Annotated in this window: 13 protein-coding genes; all 13 read left to right on the top strand. The window is 75.0% G+C overall.

All coding sequences use genetic code 11. The features are described from left to right. Nucleotides 1-145: 145 nt before the first annotated feature. The 13 genes from IE326_RS24095 (at nucleotide 146) to IE326_RS24035 (ending at nucleotide 13,346) form a co-directional block, all read left to right on the top strand. On the top strand, nucleotides 146-1,297 hold the full coding sequence (locus IE326_RS24095; protein WP_150226805.1) for a hydroxymethylglutaryl-CoA lyase-like TIM-barrel protein: 1,152 nt from the start codon (nucleotides 146-148) through the stop codon (nucleotides 1,295-1,297). 169 nt (nucleotides 1,298-1,466) lie between these two features. Beyond that, complete coding sequence (locus IE326_RS24090) at nucleotides 1,467-1,652, top strand: hypothetical protein (RefSeq protein ID WP_030753108.1); 186 nt, start codon at nucleotides 1,467-1,469, stop codon at nucleotides 1,650-1,652. A gap of 1 nt (nucleotide 1,653) precedes the next feature. After that, nucleotides 1,654-2,502, top strand: a complete 849-nt coding sequence (locus IE326_RS24085; RefSeq protein WP_190042967.1) for an ATP-grasp domain-containing protein — start codon at nucleotides 1,654-1,656, stop codon at nucleotides 2,500-2,502. Then, a complete protein-coding gene (argC, locus tag IE326_RS24080) occupies nucleotides 2,499-3,554 on the top strand; it encodes an N-acetyl-gamma-glutamyl-phosphate reductase (protein ID WP_150226803.1) in 1,056 nt (351 codons plus the stop codon). The genes IE326_RS24085 and argC overlap by 4 nt, the downstream gene beginning before the upstream one ends. After that, complete coding sequence (locus tag IE326_RS24075) at nucleotides 3,551-4,387, top strand: amino acid kinase family protein (RefSeq protein ID WP_190042966.1); 837 nt, start codon at nucleotides 3,551-3,553, stop codon at nucleotides 4,385-4,387. The genes argC and IE326_RS24075 overlap by 4 nt, the downstream gene beginning before the upstream one ends. A gap of 36 nt (nucleotides 4,388-4,423) precedes the next feature. Then, nucleotides 4,424-4,987: a type 1 glutamine amidotransferase gene (locus IE326_RS24070; protein ID WP_150226801.1), complete on the top strand. Its 564-nt coding sequence runs from the start codon at nucleotides 4,424-4,426 to the stop codon at nucleotides 4,985-4,987. A gap of 74 nt (nucleotides 4,988-5,061) precedes the next feature. Further along, nucleotides 5,062-6,207 carry a Glu/Leu/Phe/Val dehydrogenase dimerization domain-containing protein gene (locus IE326_RS24065; protein WP_150226800.1) on the top strand — a complete coding sequence of 382 codons (1,146 nt, stop codon included), beginning with the start codon at nucleotides 5,062-5,064 and terminating at the stop codon, nucleotides 6,205-6,207. Beyond that, the gene (locus IE326_RS24060; protein ID WP_190042965.1) at nucleotides 6,204-7,898 is read left to right on the top strand and encodes an AMP-binding protein; all 1,695 of its coding nucleotides are present in this window, start codon (nucleotides 6,204-6,206) and stop codon (nucleotides 7,896-7,898) included. The genes IE326_RS24065 and IE326_RS24060 overlap by 4 nt, the downstream gene beginning before the upstream one ends. 11 nt (nucleotides 7,899-7,909) lie before the next feature. Beyond that, nucleotides 7,910-9,187: a pyridoxal phosphate-dependent aminotransferase gene (locus IE326_RS24055; RefSeq protein WP_190042964.1), complete on the top strand. Its 1,278-nt coding sequence runs from the start codon at nucleotides 7,910-7,912 to the stop codon at nucleotides 9,185-9,187. Nucleotides 9,188-9,235: 48 nt separating this feature from the next. After that, entirely contained in the window at nucleotides 9,236-10,189 is a 954-nt protein-coding gene (locus IE326_RS24050; RefSeq protein ID WP_268983035.1) for a fumarylacetoacetate (FAA) hydrolase, read from the top strand. Nucleotides 10,190-10,363: 174 nt separating this feature from the next. Next, nucleotides 10,364-11,737 (top strand): NtaA/DmoA family FMN-dependent monooxygenase, encoded by a 1,374-nt coding sequence (locus IE326_RS24045; protein ID WP_229915591.1) that lies wholly within the window; start codon nucleotides 10,364-10,366, stop codon nucleotides 11,735-11,737. Further along, on the top strand, nucleotides 11,734-12,945 hold the full coding sequence (locus IE326_RS24040) for an LLM class flavin-dependent oxidoreductase (RefSeq protein ID WP_150226797.1): 1,212 nt from the start codon (nucleotides 11,734-11,736) through the stop codon (nucleotides 12,943-12,945). The genes IE326_RS24045 and IE326_RS24040 overlap by 4 nt, the downstream gene beginning before the upstream one ends. A gap of 197 nt (nucleotides 12,946-13,142) precedes the next feature. Then, nucleotides 13,143-13,346, top strand: coding sequence for a cold-shock protein (locus tag IE326_RS24035; protein ID WP_007502648.1), 204 nt, complete (start codon nucleotides 13,143-13,145; stop codon nucleotides 13,344-13,346). Nucleotides 13,347-13,432: the final 86 nt, after the last annotated feature.

Genomic DNA, 13,432 nt, shown 5'->3' with positions numbered 1-13,432 from the left:
TTTCCTTCCCTGACGTTTCCTGACACTTCTCCGCAAGCCCTGACGGGAATGCCCTTGCTTTCCCTAGTCGTTTGGTCGGAAAGTGATTCCGGAACCGCGTCGCACCCTTCGATCGACAGCACGGAAACGAAAAGGAGTGAGAGAAATGGCAGAAGTGGAAGACGCCGGAAAGCCCTATGTGTCGCCCCGGGTCTCCGATGCGACCCTGCGCGACTCCGCACACATGGCGGGCGTCGAGTTCGGCCCCCGCGACGCCGCGGACATCGCCCGCCTGCTGGTCGCCACCGGCGTCGACCTGGTCGAGGTCGGCATGGTCTCGGGACCGGACTCCAAGGACGCCGACCTGATCCTCGCCACCCACGAGGCGATCGGACCCGAGCGCAGCATGACGCTCGTCGTGGTCCGCGACCGCCGGCAGGTCGCCACCGCGCTCGACGAGGCCGAACGCCTCGGCGTGCACCACGTCATGTACTCCATCCCGACCTCCGAGGAGCACGCCGCGCTCAAGCTCGGCACGCCCAGCGCCAAGCTCCTCGGCGCCCTCGCCCGCTCGGCCGTCTCCCAGGCCAAGGAGCGCGGCTTCCACGTCACCTTCAGCGGTGAGGACGGGGCCCGCACCCCCCGCGAACGGCTCGTGCCCTACGTCACCGCCGGGTTCGGCGCCGGCGCCGACCGCTTCCGGCTCGCCGAGACCGTCGCCGCCCTGTCCCCCTGGCGGATGGAGCGGGTGATCGGCGACCTCACGGAGATCGACGGCGCCGAGATCGAGATCCACTCGCACAACATGCTGGGACTGGCCGTCGCCAACTCCCTGGCCGCGGTCCGCGCCGGAGCCCGCTGGGTCTCCGCCACCGTGGGCGGCATCGGCGAACGCGGCGGCAACGCCCCGCTGGCCGAGTTCCTCACCGCCCTGCGGGTCGTCCACGGCGACGACCGCTTCGACCTGACCCACCTCACCGAACTGTCCCGCCTCGCGCTGCACGGCGCCGGACTCGGCGAGGCCTTCCAGTCCGGCCCCACCACCCCGCACGCCTTCGCCTACGAACTGCCGGGCCAGCTCGTCAACCCGGAGGCGTACGAGACGCTTCCCGCCGAGCTCGTCGGCAACCGGCGCGAGCTCAGGGTCCGGACCCGGATCACCCCGGCCCTGGTCGACTGGGCGCTGGCCGACTCGGGCGTCGACATCGACGCCGACGCCTTCACCCCCTGGCTGATCGCCCGCCAGGAGGAGACCGGCCGGCCGCTGCTCGACCGCGACGACGTCCGCAAGGCCGCCGTCGACTTCGCCGCGGCCTGACCCGGGGGCGCACCCGCGTCCCTCCCGTACCAGGGACCAGTCCCGTACCAGGGACCAGTCCCGCATCCCGGGCCCGTCCCGTACCAGGGACCCGTCCCGCTACCCCGGGCCCTTCCGTACCCCTCGTCCCTTCTCCACCGAACCCCTCACCCCAGAACGGAGCCCTCCCATGACCACCGCCACCCTCTCCGGCGCCTGCCCCGAGTGCGAGACCGACCTCACCGTGCCGCCGGTCGGCCCGGGCGAGACCCTCTCCTGCCCCGAGTGCCTGCTGACGCTGCGCGTCGAGGCGGTCGCCGACGGGGTGCTCACCCTGGAGGCCGTCGAGGTCCAGCTGCGCGACTGGGGCCAGTGAGATGCCCCTGAGAATCGCCGTCGTCGCCGACCGGATCGCCTGGGAGGAGCGCCGTCTCATCGACGCCGCCCCCGGCCTCGGCCTCAGCGTCGAGTGGGTCAACGACGAGTCCCTCTGCCTCGGCGCCCCCGACGCGCCCGCCCTGCGCGACTTCGACCTGCTCCTCGTGCGCAGCCGCAGCTACACGCGCGGCGGACTCATCGCCACGCTCGCCGAGGCGGCCGGGACCGCCGTCCTCAACACCGCCTCCGCCATCCACGCCTGCGAGAACAAGGCGGCCCTGCGCGCCGCCCTGTCCGCCGCCGGCGTGCCCGTCCCCGACCACCGGCTGGTCCTCTCCCGCAAGGACTTCACCCGGGCCCTGGCCGAACTGCCGCCGCCCGCGGTCCTCAAGCCGGTCTTCGGCGGCATGGGCAAGCGCGTCACCCTGCTGCGCGACGCCGACACCGCCCAGTCCGTCTACGACTACATCGAGGACCTCGGCCACGCCTTCGAGCAGGCCGCGCTCGTCGAGCCGTACCTGCCCGGCGGCTCGGTCCGCTGCTTCGTCGTCGGCCGCGAGCTCGTCGCCGCCGCCGAGTTCGAGTCCGGCGGCACCGACTGGCGCAACAACGCCGCCCTCGGCAACCGCAACCGCGCCCTCGGCCACGACCCCGAGGTCGCCAAGACCGTCGACGCCGTCATCGACGTCCTCGGCCCCGGCATCTACGGCGTCGACCTCTTCCGCACCCAGGACGGCCTCCTCGTCAACGAGGTCAACCACGCCCCGGCCTTCCGGGCCGTCGCCACCGCGACCGGGATCGACGTCCCCTCGGCCATCGCCCGCTACGCACAGGAGCTGCTCGCATGATCCGCGCAGGAGTCGTCGGCGCGTCCGGACTGGCCGGCGGAGACCTCATCCGGCTGATCACCCAGCACCCCGACCTGGAGCTGACCTTCCTCGGCGGCTCCTCCCACGTCGGCCGGCGCCCCGCCGAGCTGCACCCGGGCCTCCGCCAGGACCTCGGTCTCACCGTGGAACCCGTCACCGAGGAGGTCGCCGACCGCGTCGACGTCCTCTTCCTCGCCACCCCCGCCCCCGTCTCGGCCGACCTGGCCGCCCTGCTCGCCGACCGCGTCCCCGCGATCGTCGACCTCAGCGGCGCCTTCCGCATCCGCACCCCCGAACTCCACGACCGCTGGTACCCCAAGGTCCAGCGCCGCCCCGACCTCGCCGAACGCTTCGTGTACGGCGTGCCCGAACTCCTCGGCGACCGGCTGAAGGACGCCGCGCTCATCTCCCTGCCCGGCTGCTACGCCACCGCCCTCACCCTGGGCCTCGCCCCGCTCACCCTGGGCCTCGGCCTCGACCTGGGCACCGTCCTCGTCGACGGCAAGAGCGGCTCCAGCGGCGGCGGACTCCAGCTGCGCACCTCCGAGCTGCACGCGCTGCGCAACGGCGCCATCGCCCCGTACTCCCCGACCGGCCACCGGCACGCCGCCGAGGCGAGCGACTTCCTCGCCCGCGAGGGCCGCGGCTCGATCGCCTCGCTCAGCATGTCCGCGTACGGCGTCTCGCACGTGCGCGGCCTGCTGACCAGCACGTACGTCTTCCCCGCCGGGCCCGTCGACCAGCGCGAACTGCACCGCGCCTACCTGCGCTTCTACAAGGGACACCGCTTCGTGCGGGTCCGGCGGCACAACGAGACCCTCATCCCGGTGCCCGACCCGCAGGCCGTGCTCGGCTCCAACTACTGCGACGTGACCGTGCTGCACGACCCGGAGGCCGACCGGATCGTCGTGCTCGCCGCCCTCGACAACCTCGTCAAGGGCGCGGCCGGCCAGGCGGTGCAGGCCGCCAACCTCCGCTTCGGCCTCCCCGAGGAGAGCGGGCTGACCATGCAGCCGGTGATGCCCGCATGAGCACCGCGCCCCTGGTGGTGAAGCTGGGCGGCAGCGCCCTCGACGACCTGCCGGACCCCTGGTGGGACGACCTCGCGGAGCACGCCCGCCACCGCCCCCTGCTCCTCGTGCACGGCTGGTCCCGGCCGCTCAAGCGGCTCGGCGGACGACACGCCGACCCCGCCGCGCTGCTGCGCGACCGCTACGGCAACCAGAGCCGCTGGACCACCCCCGAGGTGATCGCCGACATCAAGACCGTCAGCGAACGGCTCGCCGCCGACGTCCTCGGCCGGCTGGAACGGCGCGGCGTCACCGCCCGCCGGCTCCTCGGCAGCGACGGCCTGGTCGCCGCCGCCCCCGGCGAACGCTGGTGGTGGCGGGAGAAGCAGCTCGTCGAGCTGGAGAACCTCGTCGGCCCCATCACCGGCGTCGACCCCGCCCCGCTCGGCGAACTCCGCCCCGGCCAGGCCCACCTCGTCACCCCCCTCGCCCGCAACTCCGCGGGCCAGGAGGTCAACACCGACGGCGACCGGGCCGCCGCCGCCCTCGCCGCGGCGGTCGGCGCCGCCACCCTGGTGCTCGTCACCGACGTCCCCCACCTCCTGGTCGACGGCGCGCCCGTCACCCGGATCACCGCCGCCGAGGCCGCCCGCTTCCGGGACAAGGGCGCGACCGGCGGCATGCGGAAGAAGCTCCGGGCCGCGGGGGAGGCCCTGGACGGCGGGGTGCCCTCCGTGGTGCTCGGCAGCGGGACCGTCACGGACCTGCTCGCCGCCCGCACCGGCACCCTCCTCGTCCCGGGGGAACCGTCCGAGCCCCCCGTCCCCGCCCCCACCGCGACCGCGACCGCCTGAGAACCCCCAGGCCGCACGCCCGAATCAGGAGCACCCGTGCCCCAGCCCCGTGTCCTCCTCGTCAACAACGGCACCCTGTCCCTGCCCCAGCTGAGGGCCCGCTTCGAACAGCTCGGCTCCACGACCGAGACCACCGACACCGCCACCCTCCCGGACCGGCTCGACGGCCGCTACCAGGCGGTCGTCCTCAGCGGCACCAAGGTCCGCGCCTACGAACTCGACCACTACAAGCCCCTCGTGGACCTGCTGCTCGACTCGCGCGTCCCGGTCTTCGGCATCTGCGGCGGCATGCAGCTGCTCGCCACCCAGGCCGGCGGGCGGCTCGTCGAGGGCCCGCAGCGGGTCGGCGGCCACGAGGCCGAGGTCGACAAGAGCGAGGCACTCTTCGCCCACGTCAAGCCCACGGTGACCGTCTTCCACCGGCACACCCTCTACCTGGAGGCCGCCCCGCCCGGCTTCCGCTCCATCGGCCGCTCCGCGCAGGCGCCCGTCGAGTTCCTGCGCTCCGACGACGGCCGCATCCACGGCTCCCAGGCCCACCTGGAGTTCCGCAGCGACGGCCTGGAGATCCTGCGCGGCTTCGCCGACCTGTACCGCTGAGCCGCCGGCGCGCCACCCGTACGCCCGCGCCCCACCCGTACGACCCCACCCCGACCCCACGAAGGACCCGAACCATGACCCTCGCGGAAGAGAACGAACGGCCCGCCTTCACCACCCACCTGAACGGCAGCGGCGGCACGCTGCGCGGCTGGGTGGTGGTGGACACCCTCGTCGACGGCCTCGCGATGGGCGGCACCCGGATGACCGGCGCCGTCACCGAGGAGGAGGTCGCCGGCCTGGCCCGGGACATGACCCACAAGTTCACCCTCGCCCGACTGCCCATCGGCGGCGCGAAGGCCGGCATCGTCGCCGCGGACGGGAACGACCGCGGGGACGCCCGCGAGGAGACCTTCCGCACCTTCGGCCGCACCGTCAAGCCGCTGCTGCACGGCGGCATCCACCTCGGCATCGACATGGGCGTCACCCCCGCCGACCGGGCCGTCTTCTTCGCCGAGGCCGGCTACGACCCCCGCTTCCGGCTCGGCGCCCCCGACATGCCCATCGACTGGCGCACCTACTACGAGCCGCTGATCGACGCCACCGGCCACGGCGTCGGCACCGCCGCCCTCACCGCCCTGGAGGCCCGGGGCAGCTCCCGGCCCGCCCGCGTCGTCGTCCAGGGCTTCGGCGCCGTCGGCCGCGCCGTCGCCGCCTTCCTGGAGGAGCGCGGCCACACCGTCGTCGCCGTCGCCGACGTCGAGGGCACCATCAGCGCCGACCGGCTGCCGGTCGCCGACCTGATCGCCGTCACCGACGTCCACGGCCGGATCGACCGCACCCGGCTGCCGCAGCACGTCACCCTCTCCACCGGCCCCGACGCCTGGCTCGACGTCGACGCCGACCTGCTGGTCCTCGCCGCCCAGAAGCACGCGCTCACCGAGGAGAACGCCCACCGGCTGCGGGCCCGCTTCGTGGTCGAGGGAGCCAACCTCGCCTCCACCGACGCCGCCCGCCAGAAGGTCGCCGCCTCCGGCGCCCACCTGGTCCCCGGCGTGATCGCGAACATCGGCGGCGCCGCCTCCGCCGCCCTCGCCGTCACCCGCGTCGTCCCCTTCGACCTGGAGGCGGAGGCCCGCAAGACCTGGGTCTTCGACTGGGTCGCCGACCGGGTCCGCACCAACACCCGCGACCTCCTGGAGATCGCCGAGGGAAGCCCCGGCGACCCGCTCGCCGAACTCCTCGCCGTGCGCCGCGCCGAGCGCGCCGCGGAGCGCCGGTGAGCGCCCCGGCGGCGGCCCCGGCCCGCTCCGGAGCGCCCGGCGGCCCCGCCCTCCCCGACCACCACGACGAGGCCCGCGCCGCCACGTACCGGGACCGCGGCTGGTGGCGCGCCGAGACCTTCCTCGACGACCTGCGCCGCCAGGCCCGCGAGCGGCCGCGCAAGCTCGCCGTCGCCGCCCGGCGCCTGCGGGAGTCCCGTACCGACACCCTCGACTACGCCGAACTCGCCCGGCTCACCGACCGGTTCGCCGGAGCCCTGCTCGACCTCGGGGTGCGGCGCGGCGACGCCGTCGCGGTCCAGCTGCCCAACCGCTGGGAGCTGGTGGCGCTGATGTTCGCCACCATCCGGGCCGGCGCCGTCGTCGTCCCGATCTCCCCGGTCTGCCCCGAGGACGAGCTGCGCCACCGGCTCGGCCTCACCCGGGCCCGGGTCGCCGTCACCCTGCCCGACTGGGACGGCGTCCCGCTCGCCGCCACCACCGCCGCCCTGAAGGACGAACTGCCCGACCTGGAGCACGTCCTCGTCGTCGACGGACCGGCCCCCGAGGGCACCCGCCCCTTCCACGGGCACTTCGGCACCACCCCCTGGGAGGAGACGTACGCCGAGGAGCTGAAGGGCCGCGAACTCGCCGCCGACGAACCCTTCGTGGTGCTGTTCACCTCCGGCACCACCGGCGAGTCCAAGGGCGTCCTCCACAGTCAGAACACCGTCCACGCGGCGGTCCGCGGCTACGTCGACGCCTTCGGCCTCGGCTCCGACTGGGTCGTCGCCGTCTCCACCCCGCTCGTGCACTACTCCGGCTTCGCCCAGGGCGTCCTCGCCGGCGTCCTGCTCGGCGGCACCGTCGCCTTCCAGGACCTGCGGGACAACCCGGCCCTGCTCGACCTGGTGGAACGCTACGGCGCGACCCTCCTGTACGGGCCGCCCGCCACCCTCGCCGACGTCGCCGCCGCCCAGCGGGCCGAGCCCCGCGACACCGGCACCCTGCGCCACGTGGTGATCGGCTCCGCGCCCGTCCTGCCCGCCCTCGCCGAGGAGGTCCACGACGCCCTCGGCGCCCGCGCCCACTCGCTGTGGGGCATGTCCGAGAACGGACCCGTCACCACCACCCGGCCCGAGGACCCCGACGGCTGGGCCGCGCACAGCAACGGCCGCCCCATAGACGCCATGGAGACCCGCGTCGACCCGCTGCCGGACGGCGGCGCCCCGGTGGGCCGGCTGCGGGTGCGCGGCGCCTCCCTGGCGCTCGGCTACCACCGCCGCCCGGAGGCGTTCGCCGCCGAACTCGACGCGGACGGCTGGTTCGACACCGGAGACCTGGCCCGCGACGACGGCCGCGGCGGCATCCGCGTCCTGGGCCGGGCCCGCGACGCCCTCGTCCGCGACGGCGAGATCGCCCCCGCCGCCGAACTGGAGGAGCTCGTCGGCAGCCACCCGGCCGCCGTCGAGGCGGCGCTGGTCGGACTGCCCGACGCGGCGGGGAACCCCGGCGCCGTCATCCTCGCGGTCGTCGTGCCCCGGGGCGGCGCCGGCCCCACGCTCGCGGAGGTCCGCGAGCACCTGCGGGCCGCCGGACAGCCCGAAAGGTTCCTGCCCGACCGGGTCGAGACGCTGCCCGCGCTGCCCAAGACCCTCACCGGCAAGGTCCGCAAGGCCGTGCTCCGCGCCCGCTTCGCCCCCACGCCCTGACCGGAGAACCCATGCCCACCCCGACCACCGCCCCGGTCCCCATGTCGGCGACCCTCGCCGCCGACGAGATCCTCGCCCGGCGGCAGCGGGCAGGACAGCGCGTCCTGCCCATGGCCAGCGGCGAGATCGGCCTGCCCGTGCTGCCCGAGCTCGCCGACCGCCTCGCCCGCGCCGTCCACCGCACCGCCTACGGCCCCGTCACCGGCAGCCCCGGGCTGCGGGCCGCCGCCGCCGGCTACTGGACCCGGCGCGGCCTGCCCACCGACCCGGACCGGGTGGTCGCCGGACCGGGCAGCAAGGCGCTGCTCTTCGCCCTCTTCCTGGCGATCGGCGGCGACGTGGTCGTCCCCGTGCCGGGCTGGGTCAGCTACGGCGCCCAGACCCGGCTCGCCGGCGGCGAACCGCTGCCCGTGCCGGTGGCGCCCGGCCGGGGCGGGGTGCCCGACCCGGACCTGCTGCGCGAGGCGGTCCGCCGGGCCCGCGCCCTCGGCCGCGACCCCCGCGCGGTGGTGGTGACCGTCCCCGACAACCCCACGGGGACCGTCGCCCCGGCCGGCACCGTCCGCCGGCTCGCCGAGGCGGCCCGGGAGCTCGACCTGACCGTGGTCTCCGACGAGATCTACCACGACCTCGTCCACGACCCGGCCGCACCGCCCGACTCCCCGGCCCGGTACGCGCCCGAGCGCACCGTCGTCACCACGGGCCTCACCAAGAACCTCGCCGTCGGGGGCTGGCGCACCGGGGTGGCCCGGCTCTCCGACGGCGAGCCGGGCCGGGCCCTGCACGCCGCGCTCGCCGCCGTGGCCAGCCAGATCTGGTCCAGCCCGCCCGCCCCCGTCCAGGAGGCCGCCGCCTACGCCCTCGCCGAACCGCCCGAGGTCCTCGCCCGGGTCGGGGCGAGCCGCCGGCTGCACGGCACGGTCGCCCGCGCCGTCGCCGCCCGGCTGACCGCCGCCGGGGCGCTCCTCGCCCCCGTCACCGCCACCTGCTACCTCTACCCCGACCTCACGCCCCTGCGCGACCGGCTCGCCGCCCACGGCACGACCGGCGGCACCGCCCTCGCCCACCGCCTGCTCGACGAGCACGGCATCGGCGTCCTGCCCGCCGAGGCGTTCGGCGAGCCGGGCGACCCGCTCCGGCTCCGCCTCGCCACCAGCCGTCTGTACGGCGCCACCGCCGAGGAGCAGCAGGCCGCGCTGGACGCCCCCGACCCGCTGCGGCTGCCGTGGATCCGTACCGCCGTCGACCACGTCGGGTCCGCCTTCGACGGCCTCGCCGCCCTCCCCTGAACCCCCCGCCCCGCCTCCGCCCCATCCCACGAACCGAGGAGAGTCCCCGTGACCCAGCCCCCCGCCCCGGCCCCGCTGCCCCCCGTGCTCTTCGAAGCCACGTACCGGGGCGCGCGGCACGTCGGCTTCGGACTGCCCGGCACCGGCACCCGGCTCACCCTCCACCCGGTCGCCGAGACCGCCGTCGCCGACGCCTTCCGCACCACCGACGGCTCCGCCGACGCCGTCCGCGCCGCCCTCGCCACCGGCCCCGGCACCGACGTCGCCGTCGACGACCCCGCACTGCGCCTCCTCCCGCCGCTGCTGCCCACCGGCACCGACAACGCCCTGCTCAGCGGCTTCATGGGCACCCACACCAAGAAGTGGGGCGGCGAGAAGGCCCCGGCGGACGGCCCCTTCACCCCGCCCAAGTGGTTCTTCAAGGGCTTCGGCGACTGGGTGCGGCTGCCCGGCGAACCCCTCGTCGTGCCGGCCGGGCCCGTCGCCCTCATCGAGGAGCCCGAGGTCGCCCTGGTGTACGTCAACGACGCCGACGGCACCCCGCACTACGCGGGCTACACCTTCGGCAACGACCTGTGCGACATCGGCCTGCACCGCCAGGACCCCGGCTACAACCCGTACTGCAAGCTGTGCGACACGGCCCTGGCCCCCTGGCTCTTCCTCGGCCCGCCGCCCGCCACCGTCACCGGCCGCGTCACCATCGTCCGCGACGGCGCCACCGCCTGGGAGGGCCCCTTCGACTGCGGCGGCGACGCCCTGTACTTCGACATCGCCGACATGGCCGCGCACTTCTTCTCCTTCCCCGCCGCGCGCCGCCCCGGCCTCGTCAACTACCTGCTCCTCGGCGCCGACGAGGCCAGCTTCCACGACGGCTTCCGGATCGCCGACGGCGACCGGATCTCCATCGACGTCAAGAGCCACGGCGTCGCCTTCGCCAACACCGTCCGCTTCACCGCGCCGACCCCCGTCGCCCCCTTCCCCGGGGCCGCCCCCCGGCCGTGAACAGCTCGTGAAACGAGGGCCCCGGGCCTGGCCCGCCGCGCCGGCACCCGGGCAGGCTCGGGGCATCCCCCTCGTACACCCGTACGTCCGCCACCCGCACGCCCGCGCATCCGCACGTCCGTCGCCCGTGCGTCCGCGCATCCGCACGTCCCCGTTCCGCAGGAGGAAGAGACCGTGTCCACCCCGGCCAGGAAGCACCGGAAACAGGTGCACCTCGCGGTGCAGCTGCCCGCCATCCACAACGTGACCGTCTGGTCGGACCCCCGGTCGCGCAGCCAGATCGCCTTCGAGTCCTTCGCCGCCCTCGCCCGCACCGCGGAGCGCGGCCTCTTCGACTTCTTCTTCCTCGCCGAGGGACTGCGACTGCGCGAGCACAAGGGCGAGCTCTACGAGTACGACGTCGCCGGCCGGCCCGAGAACCTCACCGTGCTCGCCGCGCTGGCCGCCGTCACCGACCGCCTGGGGCTCGCCGCTACCGTCAACGCCACCTTCAACGAGCCGTACGACGTGGCCCGCCGGATCGCCTCCCTCGACCACCTCAGCGGCGGCCGGGCCGCCTGGAACGTGGTCACCAGCTTCGACGCCTTCACCGGGGAGAACTTCCGCCGCGGCGGCTTCCTCGCCGAGGCCGACCGCTACACCCGCGCCGCCGAGTTCCTCGACGTCACCCGCCGCCTGTGGGACAGCTGGGCCGACGACGACGTCCGCCCCGACCCCGCGCGGGGGCACTTCGTCCGGGCCGACGCCGGCCGCTTCGCCCACACCGGCCCGCACTTCGACGTCTCCGGCCGCTTCACCACCCCCCGCCCCCCGCAGGGCCACCCCGTCGTCATCCAGGCGGGGGAGTCCGACGCCGGCCGGGAGTTCGCCGCCGCCGACGCCGACGTCATCTTCAGCAAGCACAACCGGCTCGACGTGGCCCGAGCCTTCTACGCCGACGTCAAGCGCCGCCTCGCCGCCTATGGCCGCACCCACGACGAGCTGAAGATCCTCCCGACCGCCACCGCCGTGGTCGCCGACACCGACGCCGAGGCCGCCGCCTACGCCGACGAGATCACCCGCGCCCAGGTGGGCCCCGAGACCGCCATCGCCCACCTGGAGGCCGTCTGGGGCCGCGACCTGTCGGCCTACGACCCCGACGGACCGCTCCCCGACGTGGACCCCGACCCCGACGCCCTCGTGCTGCGCGGCCACTCGATCTTCCGCACCGGCCGCGCCGAGACCGCCCGCCGCTGGCGGGCCCTCGCCGAGGAGCGCGACCTGAGCATCCGCGAACTCGTCATCGAGGTCCACGGCGGCCAGAACTTCGTCGGCAGTCCCCGCACCGTCGCCGACGCCCTCGACCACTTCGTCCAGACCGACGGCGCCGACGGCTTCATCCTCGTGCCCCACCTCACCCCCCACGGCCTCGACGACTTCGTCGACCGGGTCGTGCCCCTCCTCCAGGAGAAGGGCGTCTTCCGGACCGCGTACACCGGAACCACCCTCCGCGACCACCTGGGCCTCGGCCCGGCCCCCACCCGCCGACAGGAAGGCGCGGCCTCGTGACCACCACCCCCCTGCACCTGGCCGTCGCCCTCGACGGCGCGGGCTGGCACCCCGCCGCCTGGCGCGCCACCGGCGCCCGGCCCGCCGACCTCTTCACCCCCGGCTACTGGGCCGACCTGGTCGCCGAGGCCGAGCGCGGCCTGCTCGACCTGGTCACCCTGGAGGACTTCCTCGGACCCCAGTCCGCGGCCTTCCACCGCCCCGACGACCGCACCGACCAGGTCCGCGGCAGCCTCGACGCGGTCCTGCTCGCCGCCCGGCTCGCCCCCCTCACCCGGCACATCGGCCTCGTCCCCACCGCCAACGTCACCCACACCGAGCCCTTCCACCTCTCCCTCGCCGTCGCCACCCTCGACTTCGCCGCCACCGGCCGCGCCGGCTGGCGCCCCCAGATCGCCTCCCGGGCCGCCGACGCCGCGCACTTCGGCCGCCGCACCACCCCGCAGCTCACCGACGAGGAGGCCCGCGACCCGGAGCGGATCGCCGCCCGCCTGCGGCCCCTCTTCGACGAGGCCGCCGACGTCGTCGAGGTGGTCCGCCGGCTCTGGGACAGCTGGGAGGACGACGCGGAGATACGCGACGCGGCCACCGGCCGCTTCATCGACCGCGACCGCATCCACCACATCGACTTCGAGGGTCCCCACTTCAGCGTCCGGGGCCCCTCCATCACGCCCCGGCCGCCCCAGGGCCAGCCCGTCGTCGCCAGCCTCGCGCACGCCTCCGTGCCCTACGAGTTCGCCGCCCGCGCGAGCGACGTCGTCTTCGTCACCCCCCGTGACCTCGCGGGCACCGCCGCCGTCCTCGCCGAGGTCGACGCCGCCGCGAAGACCGTGGGCCGCGACCGCGAGGACCGGCCCCTGCTGGTCCTCGCCGACCTGCTCGTCCTCCTCGACGACGTCCCCGGCGAGGCGGCCCGCCGCCTCGCCCGCCTGGACGAGCTGGCCGGCGCGCCCCTCGCCTCCGACGCCGAGATCTTCGCCGGCACCCCCGACGAGCTCGCCGACCTCCTCCTGGACCGCCACGCCGCCGGGCTCGACGGCTTCCGGCTGCGCCCCGCGGTCCTCCCGCACGACCTGACCGCCGTCACCCGCGGCCTGGTCCCCGCCCTCCGGCGGCGGTCCGCCTTCCGCGGCGCCTACACGGCCTCCACGCTCCGGGGCCACCTGGGCCTCGCCCGCCCGGAGAGCCGGTACGCGCGGAAGCGATGACGGACGGGCCGGAGGGGGACACGCCGACACGCGCGTCCCCCTCCGGCCCCGCGGGCCGGATCGTGCTACGGTTGACGTGTTGCAGTTGTGGTACCCATGAACCTATGTGCGCCTGACCGGAATGCTTTTCCGCAGGCGCATTATTCGTTTTACCGGCATCTCCGGATGGGGCCTCTGCCTTACAGAAGGAGAACGTCATGGCACAGGGAACCGTGAAGTGGTTCAACTCGGAGAAGGGCTTCGGCTTCATCGAGCAGGACGGTGGCGGTCCGGACGTGTTCGCGCACTACTCGAACATCGCCACCCAGGGCTTCCGTGAGCTCCAGGAAGGCCAGCGCGTCAGCTTCGACGTCACGCAGGGCCAGAAGGGCCCCCAGGCGGAGAACATCGTCCCCGCCTGATTTGCCGGACACCAGTCCGTCGCTCGCCGGGGTCCGCACCGTCACGGTGCGGACCCCGGTTTGTGCTGTTCGAAGAAAGGCAGAGA

Source organism: Streptomyces filamentosus (genome assembly GCF_014654895.1).
In the GTDB taxonomy this organism is placed as follows: Bacteria; Actinomycetota; Actinomycetes; order Streptomycetales; family Streptomycetaceae; genus Streptomyces; species Streptomyces filamentosus.
This window is presented reverse-complemented; position numbering and strand designations above follow the sequence as displayed.